This window comes from Brevibacterium sp. CT2-23B (genome assembly GCF_013168765.1).
Classification (GTDB): Bacteria; Actinomycetota; Actinomycetes; order Actinomycetales; family Brevibacteriaceae; genus Brevibacterium; species Brevibacterium sediminis.
In genome coordinates this window covers 73,103-88,035 of the sequence record NZ_JABBYK010000002.1, presented here as the reverse complement: position 1 = coordinate 88,035, position 14,933 = coordinate 73,103, and the positions used below count along the sequence as shown (strand labels likewise).

The following is a 14,933-nucleotide window of genomic DNA, read 5'->3' as shown; positions in this document are numbered from 1 at the left end:
AACGCGTGAGCAGCCGAAACAACGCGTGAGCAGCCTACGCCTCTTCGCCAGAGCGCCAGCGACGGGAGGGCTTACGCTCTCACTTCTGCACCGGGGCCGGGCGCTGCCTGGCCCTCGTTCGGTGAGGTGAGCTTATGGCCGGCCGCGCACATGACCTTCGCTTCGACCGGTTCGCCGCAGTCGCGATGAGTCACGCTCACCGGCGGGCCGTCCAGCCCTGAGCAGTGCTTGTCACCCCACTGGAGCAGTGCGATGAGCACGGGATAGAGCTCGCGGCCCTTGTCGGTGAGTCGATATTCCTTTCGCGCCCGCCGGCCCGGTTCGCTGTAGGACGCGGGTTCGAGCAGCCCGGCCGCAACGAGTGTGCGAAGACGTTCGGCGAGCACCGGGTCGGAGACCCCGAGGTGGTCGCGCAGCTGATCGAATCGCCGCACGCCGTTGAACGCATCCCGCAGGATGAGCAGCGTCCACTTCTGTCCGATGACATCAAGACTGCGTCGGATCGAGCAGGCAGCGGAGTCGTATTCGAGCCATTCCATGTCCCCTCCTTCGGTTGACCGTCGTCGACGCCCTAGGCTAACTTCATAATAGCAAGTCAGATCGAAGGAGAACACATGACTGATGACGCGCAGGCCGCCCAGACCCCCGATGTCTCGCTGGAGAAGGCAAGTCGATTCGTCGCGGCTTCCGGTTTCGTCGTCGAGGAGGTGACGGCCACCTCGGTGCGGGGATATGCCGAACTCGACGAGAATCACCACACTCCATGGGGCGTCATCCACGGCGGCGTGTACACGACCATCGTCGAAAGCGCAGGCAGCATCGGCGCTTCATACGCCGTGGCTGAGCGCGGCGAGTTCGCCGTCGGCGTCCACAACGCCACCGACTTCCTGCGCCCGAGCATGGGAGCCCGCGTCAATGTCGAGGGCAACGCTCTTCACCAGGGACGCACTCAGCAGCTCTGGGAGATCATCATCACGGATGCGGCCAGCGGCAAGCAGCTCTCACGCGGCCAGCTGCGCCTCCAGAACGTCCCCATGCCCGAAGGGAGCAACTGAGATGAGCACCGAGGCTGAGCCGAAACTTCGCGAAACGACCGTGACCTGGGGCGATCCGGCCATCGGTCTCAAGCAGCTTCCCCACCTCGACGGATTCGACTTCCTCCAGAAGATCGCCGACGGCGAGATTCCCGGCGCTCCCATCGGAGCACACATCGGAATGGAATTCACCGAGGTGGAGCGGGGCAAGGTCACTTTCACCTGCCATCCCGACGAGTCCCACTACAACCCGATCGGAGTGGTCCACGGCGGTCTGGTCTGTACCCTGCTCGACTCGGTCCTCGGATGTGCCGCGCATTCGCTGCTGCCCGCAGGTATGGGCTACACGTCGATCGACATCAACGTCAGCTACCTGCGGCCCGTGACCGCCGACAGCGGCCCTCTGGTCGCCACCGGCACAGTCACCAAACCGGGACGCCGGGTCACCTTTGCCGAGGGTGAGGTCGTTGACGCAGCAGGCAAGACCGTCGCGACGGCAACGAGCAGCTTGTTGGTCTTCCCTCTCGAATCGGCCTGAACCTCAGCTCCCAGCCATCTCCCGCAGTGCGTTCTTGCGGATCTTGCCGGTCGACGTCGTCGGCAGTTCCTCGACGAATTCGACTCCGGCCGGTGCCTTGTAGGAGGCGATGCGGGTCTTGACGAATGCGATGAGGTCGGCTTCGTTCACTTTGGCACCGGGCCCCAGAACGACGTAGGCCAACGGTCGTTGTCCCCATTTCTCGTCGGGCATTCCGACCACGGCCGCCTCGGCGACAGATTCGTGGGCGACGAGGGCCTGCTCGACCTCGATCGTGGAGATGTTCTCCCCGCCGGAGATGACGATGTCCTTGGCGCGGTCGAGGATCTGGACGTACCCGTCCTCGTGCATCACGGCAAGATCACCCGTGTGGAACCAGCCGCCGCGGAACGCCTCGGCGGTGGCTTCGGGCGCGTTGAGGTAGCCCTTCATGACGTTGTTGCCGCGCATGACGATCTCGCCCATCGTCACCCCATCGCGAGGCACGTCGGTGAGCACATCGTCGTCGCGCAGCTCGACCACGCGCATACGTTCGGCGCTGATCATGCCGATCCCCTGTCGGGACTTCAGCTTCGCGCGCTCCTCCACCGGCAGGCCGGTCCATCCGGGCTGCGGTTCACACGAGGAGTACGGGCCGTAGGATTCGGTGAGCCCGTAGACGTGGATGACCTCGATGCCGAGCCCCTCGAGGAGGGCGATCGTCGTCGGCGACGGCGGGGCGCCGGCAGTGGTGATGGACAGCGATCCGCCTAGGTCGTGGGCCTCCTTGGCCCCGGCGATGGTGTTGAGCACGACGGGAGCACCGGCCATCCGCGTGACCTTCTCCTCGTCGATGAGCCGCCAGGCTTCTGGCCCGCGCACGGCGCGGATGCACACGTGCGTGCCCGACACCGCGGTCAGCGCCCATGTCGTGCACCAACCGTTGCAGTGGAACATCGGCAACGTCCACAGGTACCGGGTGAGCGGGGCGAAGCCCTGCGTGATGACCTCGCTCAGCGAGTTCAGATATGCCCCGCGGTGGGTGTACATCACACCCTTGGGCCGACCCGTCGTGCCCGAGGTGTAGTTGACGGTGATCGTCGCCGTTTCGTCTTCGACTTCGTAGGCTCGCGGTGATTCCGGCGCCGAGGCGGTCCAGTCGGCATACGCTTCCACGCTGAGATCCGCGGCGGCCACCTCACCTGGGGTGCCGTTCTCGTCGGGGTGGACGACGATCGTTTCGACGGCGTTCGCAGCCCCGGCATCGATGACCGGCTGGAGGAGTCCGGCATCGCCGAAGAAGAACTTCACCTCGCTGTGGCCGAGGATGTACTCCACCTCGGGCGGGGCCAGTCGGGTGTTGAGCATGACGAGCACGCCGCCGGCCAACGGGACCGCGTAGTGGGCGATGAGCGCCTCGGCGCTGTTGGGGGCGAGCACCGCAACCGTGTCCCCTGGCTTCAGGCCACGGCGGACGAGTCCTTCGGCGAGGTTCTGCACGGTCTCGGCCATCTGCCTGTAGGTGAACCGGCGGGGCCCGTCGACGATCGCCTCCCGATCCGGGTGAGCCTCGAGCGAGCGCTCGAGGAAGCGCAGCGGAGTCAGGGCGGTATCGAGTCCGGACATGGGGATCTCCTCATCGTCGATGATCGTGGCGACCGTCGGCAGGCGCAGCTGCGACGGTGTTCGACTTCAGATTACCGAGCGACTGTGACCTCGTGCACACCACCCCTCGCCGAGGCGGCCGATCGTCAGCGCGACCGTTCCCTGTCCGCGCTTCGGTTCCATGCGAACGTGGGCGCGATGCCTCCGCTATTCGCAGCCGACTCCGTCGCCGTCGCGGTCGAGGTGGGACCCGTATCCGGGGTCGCCTCGGTGGACGGGTGCGGCGCCGGCTTCGCGGGCGGCCGTGCAGTTCTCGAAGTAGGACGACGAGCCGGAGCTGCTGGACGATCCACTCGTGGTTCCGCTCGACGACGAGCCCGAGCTCGATGAACTCGATGAGCCCGGGCTCGAGGATTTCTGGTTCGCCGGGCGGGTCTCTTCCTTCGTGGTGACATTGTCGCCGTCACCGGGGCCGGGCCAGTCGACATCCTCGGCGAAGGCGGGCTGGTCATCGCACTTCGCCAGCACGCGTTCCATGGCGGACTTCTCGGCCGGTACCACCCACAGCTCGTATTTGTGCTTCACGGCGATCTGTCGGGCGACGTATTCGCAGCGAAAGCTCTTGTGCGGCGGCAGCCAGGTCGCGGCGTCGCCGTCGCCCTTCTGTCGGTTGAGGCTTGAGCTGACTGCGAGCAGATTGAGTGGGTCGTTGCCGAACCCTTTCAGCGTCTCGTCATCGAATTTGAAAGCCCCGGTCTGCCAGGCGTTCGAGCGGGCGACGACATGGTCGATGTCGACGGCGTTCGCACTGCGGTCGAAGTCGTAGGTCTCCCCGGCATAGGGGTCGTCAAGCGTTCCAGCCAGCACGATGCATCCGTGAGTTCCGGCCTTGAGGGTGATGGTCGTGAGGTCGCGGCGGAGCACGTCGTTGCGGGTGTCGCAGCCGTTGTGGTCGGTGTCCGACCGCCATTTGAACAGGTCGCCGTCGTACCCGGTCTTCGGCGCCCGGCCCTTGACCGTGAGTTCGTCCAACATCGCCGAGGCGGTCCCCGTCGCCGCGCTGCCCGCGCGGCCTTCGTCCTCTTCGCCGGCTTCGTCGGTGTCATCGGAATCCGACGGCGAGGGGATATCCTCGCTTGCCTCCGAGGCCCCACGTGTGGGTGTGGGGTCGGCGGCGCCGGATGAGACGGTGTCGACGGTCGGATCGGCATCCTCGGCACATCCGGAGAGGAGGCCGAGGGACAGGACTGCTGCGAATGCCGCGAGTGCGCGGCGTGAGGAAGAGAGCAAGGGCATGGGCTTTCGGGCGTGCAGGCTCGCCACTGGGGCGAGGTGGTTCAGACGTGGTCGTGGACCGAGCCGACACGAATGCCGCTGCCCGATCCACTCCGATCAGTGTAGGGCGGGCCGGGCGACGATGGCACGGGATCGGCCGGAACGTATCCCATTCGTTAGATACGCGGAAACGTGCCAGCAGACCTCCCACTGACCTTCCCATCTGACTCCACCGTCGGGTGGGTGCATGATGGGAGGGAACGGTGGGCGGCCTCGGCGAGGAGGATTTTCGATGCGACACGATGAGGAGCGTCCGCGCACCAGCGGGTTCCTTGCCGATGGGACGGTGCCGGGGCACTGGACGCAGGTGCTCGGGTCGATGCGTGCGAATCCGTTCACGCGTCTTTCACTGGATGAGGTGCGCGCCGAGGCGGCACACCTCCTCATCGTCGCGCCCTCCCCCGAAGTGGCCCGTGCGTGCTTCAGGGAAATGCTCGATGAGTTCGGGGACTCGATTGAGATCGCCGCCCTCGAAGGGCTCGTGCCCAATCACGTCCCCGCTGGGACGTGGGTGTTCCTGCCACATCGGCAGGACGGGTGGACGGATCTCGAGGACGCCTCGGCGAAGGTGCGGGCGGCTTTGGTCAAGGAGAACTCGTCACGAGAGGCCTCCCACAAGCTGGTTCTCATGGAGTACGGGATCAACCTGTGGATGTGGGCCGAGCCGCCGTCGAGCGGAGGCGACCCCGTCTGCCATGCCGGCGAACTCATCAGCTGGGAAAGCGCCTGGGCGCTGGGCACGAGCGGAAGCGATGAGAGTGATTCCGGAAGCGGCACGGAAGGTGCGACTGTCGCGGGAAACGCTGTCACGACAGAACCGTCACCACTGGCTGTTTCTTCGGAAACTGCGCGTCCGGCCTCAGCCCGCCCGCCGATCTACTTCGGCCTGCCACCTATTCTGCGCAGGCGCCGCTGGGACAACTGAGCACATTCTCTGACCCACCCTCGTCGACCGCTCGAGTTAGCCTCGAGCGCACACGCATTGCGGATTGAGGTGAGCGCTCGGCGCTCATGCGAGCGGTCTTTGGCCAGGAACATGGCTGAGGCGAGCGGTCGAACAGCCTCGGTCAACCGGCCCGGTGGATCGTCAGGTCCGTGCGTCCGGGATGGACGCTGTCGACCAGCGCCCGAGTGGACCGGTCATAGTCTCCGCCCAGCATTCGACGGTAGGGACGCGCACGTTCCTCGCGCAGTCCCGCGATCCGAGCGGTCAGTCGCGCGGCCTCCCGTTCTCTGCCGTCGGCACCGAGCCCATCCGCGTCATAGACTACGTGGAGGTCGAAGGTTTCGATCCCGACGTACCACAGTGCACCGTGTGTCAGCGGAAAGAGCAGTGATTCGAGGTCGCCGCTGATTCCGCGTGGGCCCAGTGTTCGACTGTCGTCTCCTGCTGTGACGATGATCAGTGCTTTCCTGCCCATGAGCCGACCGTCGCCGTAGCGTCTCGGCAGCCCGGTGGAGTCATCGACGTCGCCTTGCGCGAAACCGGTCTGCAGCACACGGTCGATCCATCCTTTGAGCATCGCGGGAGGCCCGTACCACCACAGCGGAAACTGGAGAACCAGGAGTTCGGACGCCGCCAGCCGCTCCTGTTCGCGTCTCACCTCAGGCTCGACCTCACCCCGGGCATAGGCTTTGCCAGTCAGTTCCGCCAGGTTCCCACCGGCGCCGGACAGACTTCCGAGATCATGCTCACCGAGCGTCGGGTTGAAGCGATCGGCGTAGAGATCCGACACTGTGAGCTCGTATTTTTCGGCCAGCGCGGATCGACCGACTTGGAGCAGGTGCCTGTTGAGCGAATCTGCTTGCGGATGTGTGTAGACCCAGTGGGCGCGACCGGAGATCGGTTCATGAAATGAGTTCATGACTCAATTACATACGAGGCGCACGAGACGGAGAATAGGTGGCACGATCAGATAGATGCTCCATCGTCTAAAATGGCAACGTGGATGCTCTGACAAATGTGCTCACACATATCCGGTCGTCCGGCGCGCTGCTGGGTAGGACTTTGGCGAATCCGCCATGGTCTGCAGTGTTCGCGGAGAAGTCCTCTCTTACGCTCGTCGCCATGATCCGGGGTGATGCGTGGATCGTCGATGGCGGACAGCCTCACCGACTCAAGCCCCATGACATCGCCGTTGTCGTCGGACAGGCCCCTTTCGAGGTCACCAGTGACCCCGGAATGTCTCCTGATCCCATGTACGTCCAGACGGAGTCGGGAGTCTGCCTTGCCGCAGACGGAGGTGTGGCCGACAGCATTGCGCTGGGGACCCGGACCTGCGGCACACAGTTGGATGCCGATGACACTATGCTGACCGGATCATTCACTGTGAACGGTCGCGTAGCCGACCGCCTGCTGACGACACTCCCTCGGGTATTCGTCGTGCCGCACGAGTCACAGCGCACGAAGACGCTGGGTCTTCTTGAGACGGAGATCATGCGCGAAGAGCCCGGACAACAGGTCATCCTCGATCGACTGCTCGACGTCGTGCTGGCTGCGGCGCTGCGGGACTGGTTCGCAATGCCCGAAGTTCAGGCCCCAGGCTGGTACCGCGCGAGCTCCGACCCGACCGTGGGCGCCGCGCTCAGCGCCATCCATGATTCCCCGCAGCACCCATGGACCATCGCGACTCTGGCCGAACAGTCCAACGTCTCGCGAGCGACGCTGGCGAGACGTTTCACCGAACTGCTGGGAGAGCCCCCTCTGACATACCTGACGAGCTGGCGTCTGTGCTTGGCCGCCGACCTCCTTGAACAGAGCGACTCGACAGTCGAATCCGTGGCGCTCGAAGTCGGCTACTCCAGCGGATACTCACTCAGCACTGCCTTCTATCGCGAGTACGGGATCCGCCCCAGCCGGTATCGCAGGGCGTCAGCAGACGCCTGACTGCACCTGCTTCCTCACGCCGCGGCGACGACTACCCCAGCCGCCACAAGCAACACGAAATACCCCCAGGCGTGGAGGATCTCGGGGATCTTCGGCACCCGACGGCGCAGGAACACGATGATCGGCAGTCCGCCGATGAGCAGCGCCGCGGCCGCCACCAGGTCGAGTGATCCCACGATGCCCGGGGCATCGATCGCCGCCGGGGTCAGGATCGTCACGAGCACGGCCGGGCTCATGATCACCAAGGTCAGCGGGTTAGCCAGGGTCGTGGCCACGGTCATCGTCGCCCCGGACCGGCGCATCATCGGCACCGTCATCACCGACCCTCCGACACCGAGGAACGAAGCCAGCCCACCGATCAGCACACCCCAGACAGCGGCGATTCCTCGGCCTCCCTCGCTGACTTCGCCAACGTCATCGACGACCGCGGCCTTGCGTCGGAAGAATCCGGGCCGGGCGAGCAGATCGATGGCAGTGGCCGCGATGTACGCGACGAACCCCCACTGCAGCAGCGCGTCCGGTGCGAATCGTCCTGCGAACGCACCCAATCCCCCGCCCAGCGCGAGCAGCCCGAGCAGCCACCATCGCCCTTTCAGGTGGGCGAGCGTGGATCGCTTCGTCGACACCGTCGCGACGATCGCGTTGACGAGCATCACCAGCGCCGAGGTGGCCGCCGCCACCCTCGCCGTGTCATGTCCGAGGTCCGCATCGACGAGGGTGATGATCGGGACCGTGACGAAGCCGCCGCCGAACCCGAAGAGCACGGTGGTCAGGCCGACGAGACAGCCGATGAGGACGAGTCCGAGGAATTCCATGACTGGCGGGAAACCTCAGAGCCGGGCGATGAGCAACGGCTGGGTCACCGATCCGACATATCCGTGCTCGTCGGCCAGATCACCGTCCGTGACACCGCGCCCATCAGGGCCGACGTGGGTGCGGGCATTCATGTTCAGCCACTCCGACCGCGGTTCGCGAGCGAAGGTCAGCGACAGTGACGGCGGAATGAACGTCCACTCGCCGAACGGAACCGCCGCCGAGACGCCGTTCGCCGAGTCCGCAGCGATGACGAAGCGTTGGATCGGGCTCGTCTCCTCACCAGCGACGAGCGGGATGCGCGGTCGCACCCAGACGTCGGCCGCCCCGAGTTCCTGGAGACCGCCGGAGACGAAGCGCCACTCGATGGCACGGCCATACCCCCAGTCGGGGCTGATACCGGGGAAGTACTTCTGTTCCTGCGGGCCCGGCACAGCGGACGTGTCGAAGGTCGAGGCCACCTCGGCGCTCGAATCGGGGGTCGAGCGCATTCGCCACGCGGTCGCGGTGACGGCGAGGCGATCCTCGGCCCAGAGCTTCGCCTCGACGAGTTCGATGCGCTTGCCCGGACGCACGATGGTCGCCTCGGTGCGGATGCGACCCTGCGGGATGGGGCCGAGCATGTCGATCGTCAGCCGGCCGATGCTCATCGCGTCGTCCTCACGGACTCGTTCGACGGCACGGGCGAGCAGCGCGGCGGGCGGGCCGCCGTGCTGCATCGCCTCATCCCACGGGCTCGTCGTCGCACGTGTGGAGTCGAATTCGTCCTCGCCGCGCGGAAGGTAGAAGGCCTCAGGCAGTGGTGTGACCTCGTTGTCTGTCATGCAATTTCCTCAGTCGTTGAGCGTTTCCACCATTCTGCCCGACCTTAGACTTTGCCCTCGGGGGCTGAGTCGCCCGAGTCGGGGTCGGCAGTCTCATTCTTCGCGGCGAAGGCGAGCGCGAACTCCTTCTGGCTGTCTGCGATCGCATGCGCCTCGAAGGTGTTCTTCCACGTCCGCAGCAGTCGCTTCTGCTGCGCGATGACGGCTCGATCGGCGCGTGTGGTGTCGCGCAGCAGCTCGAGTGCGCGCTCCTCGACCGACCCGTCGACGGAGTCGTTGAGGAAGCCGCAGGCGAGCATGTCAGCGGCGGAGAAACAGTTGCCGGTGAGCACGAACTCTGTCGCCTTCGTCCAGCCCATCAGGCGGTGGAGGTTGACCGATTCGAGCACCGAGGGGATGCCGATTCGCACCTCGGGCATCGAATACCAGGAGTCCTGACTGCCGATGCGGAAGTCCGCGGCTGCGGCGATCTCGGCGGCCCCGCCGATGCAGTAGCCGTCGATGGCGGCGGCGACAGGAAGGGCGCAGTCCTTGATCGCTTCGCACACCTCGCCGAGGCGGCTGATCGTCGCGTACGCCCGCGACGCACTCGTGTGCGCGAATTGTGCGGTGTCCATTCCGGCTGAGAATCCGCGTCCGCCGGCCGAGGTAAGCAGGACCGCGCGCAGGCTCTCGTGAGCACCCGCCTCGGTGAAGGCGTCGATGAGCTGTCCGAGCATGTCCTCGGTGAGCGCATTCGCCTGCCCCGGATTGTCGATGGTGACGGTAAGAATGTCGTCGGTGCGGTCTTGCCTGATCATGCGGGCTCCTGCCTGTGAGTGTGTCGCTTCCTCAACCTTATTCCGCCCCAAGGCTCGCCAACGCCGACTCAACAAAGGCCGACGCCGCCGGGCTCGGATTGAATTCGCTCCAGGCGAGGTATTCCGCGCGCTTAGGTCCGTCGGTCACGGGCACAGTGGCCAGCTCTCGCCCGTCCGGCACAACCGCCGGGGCGAGCAGCGCAATACAAAGCCCCTGCCCGACGAGGTCGAGCATCATGTCCACGAGCATCGATTCGAACGCAACCGTTCGGGTCAGTCCCGCCTCGGCGAAGGCCCGATCGGACTGTGAACGACCGGGACTGTCGGAGGGGAAGTCGACGAATGCCTCATCGGCGAGATCGGCCAGCCGCAGCCGTCGGCGTTCGGCGAACCGATGGCCCGGGCCGAGCACGGCCACGAGCCTCTCCTGTGCGATGACGGTGCTCGCCACGCCCTTCGGCTCGACGTCCTCCGGCAGTCCGAGGACCGCCGCATCGAGGCTTCCCGTCCGGATCCGTTCGATGAAGTCGAGACTGCCTCCCACGCTCATGCCGATACTCACCTGCGGATACGTGCGATGAAACCGGCCGAGGACCGCAGTGAGGTCGAGTCGGGTCACCGTCGGGATCGCTCCGACGCTCAGACTTCCGCGCATCTGTCCGGTCGCCGCGACCGCCTCAGTGACGGTCCGATCCGCGGCGTCGAGGGTGGCTCGGGCACCGGCGACGAAGGCGTGCCCGGCTGTGGTGAGTTCGACTCTGCGGCTGGTCCGGGCGAAGAGTCGGACGCCGAGCTCGCGTTCGAGGGCCTTGATCTGATGGCTCAACGCCGACTGGACGACATGAGTCTTCGTCGCCGCTCGGGTGAAATTCCGCTCCTCGGCGACGGCGAGGACATAGCGCAGCTGCTGCAACTCCATCCATTAATGATCTCAGTTCATTGATCGGATGAAAACAATGTGTTGGACTCATGGCAGTGCGCGGGTTGACGCTGGTGTCATGACAACGATGACCACGCCCACCCCATCCGCCCCGTCACCGACGCACTCACGAGTCGGAGCCACCGTCCTCACCGCCCTGGCCCCAGCCGTCTGGGGCTCGACCTACCTCGTGACCACGGAATTCCTGCCCGCGGGCCATCCGCTCTTCGCCGCCCTCATGCGCGCCCTTCCGGCCGGCCTCATCGGCCTCCTCATCGCCCGCCGCCTGCCCGCCGGGTCCTGGTGGTGGAAAGCAGTGGTGCTCGGCACGCTCAACATCGGGATCTTCTTTCCGCTCCTGTTCGTCGCAGCCGCTCGCCTGCCCGGCGGGGTCGCTGCGACCCTGGGAGCCGCGCAGCCGATCCTCGTCACCGTCCTCGCAGTCATCGTCCTCGGTGAGCGTCTGTCGGTGTGGCGATTGGGCTGGGGGTTCGTCGGCGTTGCCGGAGTCGGTCTCGTCGTGCTCGGCCCCGGCGCCGGTTTCGATCCAGTCGGCATCGCAGCGGGCATCCTCGGTGCCGCCTCGATGGGAACCGGCGTCATCCTCGCCAAGAAATGGGGACTGCCGCCGGGCATCGGACCGGTCGGGTTCGCGAGCTGGCAGCTGAGTGCCGGCGGACTCGTCCTCCTCCTGCCCACCCTGCTCATCGAAGGCGTCCCCGCACAGGTCGACGCCCCGGGCATCGCCGGCTATCTGTGGCTGGGCGGCGTCGGCGGACTGCTCGCCTACACCCTGTGGTTCCGCGGCCTCGGACGCCTGCCGGTCACCGCGACCGCCCTGCTCGGACTGCTCTCCCCGCTCGTGGCTGCCGGACTCGGCATCGTCTTCGCCGGTGAGAGCCTCAACCTCGCGCAGATCGCCGGATTCGTCCTCGCTCTGGCAGCACTAGCCTGCGGACAGCTCTCCCCGACCGCACTCAACCGTGCACGCACATCAAACCGCACAGATAAGGAACCCGCAGTATGAAGATCACCGTCATCGGAGCCACCGGAATGGTCGGCTCCCGCATCGTCGCCGAGGCGGCCGACCGCGGCCATGGCATCATCGCCGCCTCCCGCCACCCCGAACACACACCTCGCCCCGAGGTGCATCCGCCGGCGATTGACGCCAGTCGTTCGCAGGACCTCGACCGTGCCCTGCGCGGTGCCGACGCAGCCGTTCTCACTGTGCGCGCGACACCCGGTCAGACACAGCAGTTCCTCTCCACCACGGAGGAAGTGCTGCAAGCGACCGCTCACGCGAGGGTGCCGCTGCTCATCGTCGGCGGTGCCGGGCCGCTGCGCTCCCCGGACCGGGCCGACATCCTCGTAGTCAACGACCCGGAGTTCGTCGCCGCCGAGTGGAAGGAGCTCGCTGCCGCCAGCGTCGCCCAGCTCGACGTCTGCCGCAACCAGGGCGGAGACCACTGGACCTACCTCAGCCCGCCGGCGGTGCTCGAACCCGGCAACCGCCTCGGCGAGTACCAGCGCGGAACGACAGCCCTGCTCATCGGGGCGGACGGCCAGGCGCGCATCAGCGCCGAGGACCTCGCCGCTGCCGTCATCGACGAACTCGAATCACCAGAGGGCGACCGGCACTTCACCGTCGCAAGAGTCTGAGGTTCGCGCGGTCAGGCGAAGGGCATCGGCCGACCACCACCTCGGTCGTCACTGTCTGTCCCACCTGCGGTCAGCCTCACTCTTGTATCCAAGATGGATGCAAGTTAATGTGAGTGGGTCTTGACCACTACAACGACGTGAGACCACCATGACCAGCCACATCCGCGAACAGGCCAAACTCATCACTGCCCAGCTCCTCTCGGGAGCCGGCATCGCCTCCGGGTATGCCGTCGGCGGACTGCTCGCCGAAGAGATCACCGGGCAGACCTCGATGGCCGGATTCGCGCAGATGAGCGTCATCCTCGGCGCCGGCCTCATCGCCTATCCCCTCGCCGTGCTCGCCGGTCGCTCCGGCCGTCGCAAGGCGCTGACCTTGGGCTTCGGCATCGGCACGCTCGGCGCCGTGGTTGTCCTCATCGGCGTCGCTCTGCAGTTCCTGCCCTTGTTCATGCTCGGGATGATGATGTGCGGATCCTCGACCGCCTCGGGCCTGCAGGCCCGCTACGCCGCCGTCGACCTCGCCGACCCGGCCGCCGCTGGTCGCGCGATGTCCCTGGTCGTGTGGGCCACGACCGTCGGCTCCGTCCTCGGCCCCAGCTTCACCGCCCCGGGCGCCCACCTCGGCGAAACGCTGGGCATGAACGGGTTGGCCGGGCCCTACCTCATCTCCATGGTCGCGTTCGCGTTGGCCACACTGTCGGCCTCGACGCTGACGAAGTCGGTGGCTGCCGGAACCGACCACCCCGGCGAACCCGGGGTCGACGATCCCGGCCACGACGGTGAAGGCACGACCGAGAACAACGACGGGGCCGCCTCGGCGAAGGATTCCGCACAGACCGACGAGTCCACCACCACCGAGGCGACCGCCCCTCCCCCGATGAAACTCGGCGAAGCGCTGCGCTTCGCCCTGGCCCGCCCGGTGCCGCTGTTTGCGATGATCACGATCATCGCGGGGCAGATGATGATGACCAACGTCATGGTCATGACCCCGGTGCACATGGATCACCAGGAGTTCAGCCTCGGCGCCATCGGAATCGTCGTGAGCATCCACATCGCCGGCATGTACGCCCTGTCCCCCGTGTTCGGCTGGATGGCCGACCGGTGGGGTTCGGGCGTCGTCATCGCAGGTGGGGCCGGTATCTTCGTTCTCACGATCGTCCTCGGCGTCATCGATGCGGTGGCCCCGGAGTCGTCGATGGTGCTGCTGTCGACCGCGCTGTCGCTGCTCGGAATCGGATGGTCCATGTTCCTCATCGGCGGCTCGTCCCTGCTCACCGCCTCGGTGCCGGCACATGCGAAGGTGCCGCTGCAGGGCGCCTCGGATTCGGCGATGAACCTCGGCGGGGCGCTCATGGCGGCGATGGCCGGGTCCGTGCTCGGCGCCGGCGGATTCCTGTGGATCAACCTCATGGCCACGTTCGTCCTGCTCGTCGCCGTCGGATTCTCGATCCGCGCGATTCCGCTGATGAGCTGGCCCGGACGCCGCGCACCCGCCCCCGCCGAGGCGGCCGACCGGCCCGCTGCCGCCGCGAGACAGGACGGGGTGGGGAAATGAGTAAGAAGACAGGATCCTCGAGAACGGCGACCGAATCAATGAGCGCGGCCGAGCGCGCCTATTCGGTCATCCGCGGGCAGATCATCAACGGCTCTCACACGCCCGGCACGATGCTCGGCGAGGCGGCGCTGGCCACCGAGATCGGCGTCAGCCGCACCCCGGTGCGCGTGGCCCTGGCCCGGTTGCAGGACGAGGGGTGGATCCACATCTATCCCAAGCGCGGGGCGATCGTCCAAGGCATCGACGAACGCACGGTCTCCGAGCTCGCCGATGCCCGTTATGTGCTCGAGACGACCGCTGTCGAGCGGGCATCCGAACCCATGCGGAAACGGTTGGCGGAGAAACTCGGCGCTCTCATCACGCAGCATCGGGCCGCTTTCGCTGAGGGGGATGTCGCCCGATTCATCGAACTCACCCTGGAGTTCCACCGCGGCTTCGTCGAGGCAGGGGACAACCGGGTGATGCTCGAGATGTATTCGCTGCTTTCCGACCGGCACCGATTCACGCTTTTCATGAACAGCCGACACCTGCTCGACCGTTCGGACGAACTCATCGCCGAACACGAGGCCCTTGTCGCACATCTGCGCTCCGGCGATTCCGCAGCTTTCGCGGCGACCCTGCGGGAGCATATTGCGGAGAACGCCGGCCCGGCGCACTGAGCTCAACCGCTGACCCTGCTGCCAACACGCGTTTCGGTACATCCTTCTCTGAGGTGATCACTTTCTTCAGTGGGCAGTCCAGAGGAAGGTGTACCGAATTGGCAAGGTGCCGCGGTGCATCCGCTCCGCAACGACATTGCCATCGCGAATATGCGGCGGCGGGCGCCTTTGGCGTGATTCCGGACGTCCCGGCATCTTCCTCGGAAATCGCGATCTTCACACTAATGAGTTCAGAACCTAGAGATTCTATATTGGAAGATGTGGAAGGTGGACATTCATCTGCTCTCAGGACGCTCAACACATGCTGCGACTGAAAGGAAAGTGAG

16 protein-coding genes are annotated in these 14,933 nt (G+C 66.0%); 8 read left to right on the top strand and 8 right to left on the bottom strand.

Annotation, left to right across the window (positions count from 1 at the left end; translation table 11 throughout):
• Positions 1 to 71: 71 nt before the first annotated feature.
• Positions 72 to 539: a helix-turn-helix domain-containing protein gene (locus HIM68_RS05465; RefSeq protein WP_172170466.1), complete on the bottom strand. Its 468-nt coding sequence runs from the start codon at positions 537 to 539 to the stop codon at positions 72 to 74.
• Positions 540 to 614: 75 nt separating this feature from the next.
• On the opposite strand from HIM68_RS05465, the gene HIM68_RS05460 reads away from it, so the two are divergent.
• Entirely contained in the window at positions 615 to 1,055 is a 441-nt protein-coding gene (locus HIM68_RS05460; RefSeq protein ID WP_172170464.1) for a PaaI family thioesterase, read from the top strand.
• 1 nt (position 1,056) lies between these two features.
• The gene (locus HIM68_RS05455) at positions 1,057 to 1,572 is read left to right on the top strand and encodes a PaaI family thioesterase (protein ID WP_172170462.1); all 516 of its coding nucleotides are present in this window, start codon (positions 1,057 to 1,059) and stop codon (positions 1,570 to 1,572) included.
• 3 nt (positions 1,573 to 1,575) lie between these two features.
• Here HIM68_RS05455 and HIM68_RS05450 read toward each other — a convergent pair whose 3' ends face one another.
• The gene (locus tag HIM68_RS05450; RefSeq protein ID WP_172170460.1) at positions 1,576 to 3,177 is read right to left on the bottom strand and encodes an AMP-binding protein; all 1,602 of its coding nucleotides are present in this window, start codon (positions 3,175 to 3,177) and stop codon (positions 1,576 to 1,578) included.
• 186 nt (positions 3,178 to 3,363) lie between these two features.
• Complete coding sequence (locus tag HIM68_RS05445) at positions 3,364 to 4,452, bottom strand: DUF1524 domain-containing protein (protein WP_172170458.1); 1,089 nt, start codon at positions 4,450 to 4,452, stop codon at positions 3,364 to 3,366.
• Between the two features lie 271 nt (positions 4,453 to 4,723).
• Between HIM68_RS05445 and HIM68_RS05440 the strand changes: the two genes are divergently transcribed.
• Positions 4,724 to 5,416, top strand: coding sequence for a hypothetical protein (locus tag HIM68_RS05440; protein WP_172170456.1), 693 nt, complete (start codon positions 4,724 to 4,726; stop codon positions 5,414 to 5,416).
• 142 nt (positions 5,417 to 5,558) lie between these two features.
• Here HIM68_RS05440 and HIM68_RS05435 read toward each other — a convergent pair whose 3' ends face one another.
• Complete coding sequence (locus HIM68_RS05435) at positions 5,559 to 6,356, bottom strand: NAD(P)H-dependent oxidoreductase (RefSeq protein WP_172170454.1); 798 nt, start codon at positions 6,354 to 6,356, stop codon at positions 5,559 to 5,561.
• An 80-nt stretch (positions 6,357 to 6,436) separates the two neighbouring features.
• Here HIM68_RS05435 and HIM68_RS05430 point away from each other — a divergent pair, with 80 nt between their 5' ends.
• Complete coding sequence (locus HIM68_RS05430; protein ID WP_172170452.1) at positions 6,437 to 7,378, top strand: AraC family transcriptional regulator; 942 nt, start codon at positions 6,437 to 6,439, stop codon at positions 7,376 to 7,378.
• Positions 7,379 to 7,392: 14 nt separating this feature from the next.
• Here HIM68_RS05430 and HIM68_RS05425 read toward each other — a convergent pair whose 3' ends face one another.
• From HIM68_RS05425 to HIM68_RS05410, 4 genes are read right to left on the bottom strand one after another with little or no spacing between them, the layout of a single operon-like run.
• Positions 7,393 to 8,193 (bottom strand): sulfite exporter TauE/SafE family protein, encoded by an 801-nt coding sequence (locus HIM68_RS05425; RefSeq protein WP_172170450.1) that lies wholly within the window; start codon positions 8,191 to 8,193, stop codon positions 7,393 to 7,395.
• Positions 8,194 to 8,208: 15 nt separating this feature from the next.
• Positions 8,209 to 9,015: a thioesterase family protein gene (locus HIM68_RS05420; protein ID WP_172170448.1), complete on the bottom strand. Its 807-nt coding sequence runs from the start codon at positions 9,013 to 9,015 to the stop codon at positions 8,209 to 8,211.
• Between the two features lie 44 nt (positions 9,016 to 9,059).
• A complete protein-coding gene (locus HIM68_RS05415; protein ID WP_172170446.1) occupies positions 9,060 to 9,815 on the bottom strand; it encodes an enoyl-CoA hydratase/isomerase family protein in 756 nt (251 codons plus the stop codon).
• A 37-nt stretch (positions 9,816 to 9,852) separates the two neighbouring features.
• Entirely contained in the window at positions 9,853 to 10,734 is an 882-nt protein-coding gene (locus HIM68_RS05410) for a LysR substrate-binding domain-containing protein (protein ID WP_172170444.1), read from the bottom strand.
• Between the two features lie 79 nt (positions 10,735 to 10,813).
• On the opposite strand from HIM68_RS05410, the gene HIM68_RS05405 reads away from it, so the two are divergent.
• The 4 genes from HIM68_RS05405 (at position 10,814) to HIM68_RS05390 (ending at position 14,607) form a co-directional block, all read left to right on the top strand.
• On the top strand, positions 10,814 to 11,761 hold the full coding sequence (locus HIM68_RS05405) for an EamA family transporter (RefSeq protein WP_172170442.1): 948 nt from the start codon (positions 10,814 to 10,816) through the stop codon (positions 11,759 to 11,761).
• The gene (locus tag HIM68_RS05400) at positions 11,758 to 12,393 is read left to right on the top strand and encodes an NAD(P)-dependent oxidoreductase (RefSeq protein WP_172170440.1); all 636 of its coding nucleotides are present in this window, start codon (positions 11,758 to 11,760) and stop codon (positions 12,391 to 12,393) included. Before HIM68_RS05405 ends, HIM68_RS05400 begins: the two co-directional genes overlap by 4 nt.
• A 148-nt stretch (positions 12,394 to 12,541) precedes the next feature.
• Positions 12,542 to 13,948 (top strand): MFS transporter, encoded by a 1,407-nt coding sequence (locus tag HIM68_RS05395; protein WP_172170438.1) that lies wholly within the window; start codon positions 12,542 to 12,544, stop codon positions 13,946 to 13,948.
• Positions 13,945 to 14,607: a GntR family transcriptional regulator gene (locus HIM68_RS05390; protein WP_172170436.1), complete on the top strand. Its 663-nt coding sequence runs from the start codon at positions 13,945 to 13,947 to the stop codon at positions 14,605 to 14,607. Before HIM68_RS05395 ends, HIM68_RS05390 begins: the two co-directional genes overlap by 4 nt.
• The last annotated feature ends 326 nt before the right edge of the window (positions 14,608 to 14,933 follow it).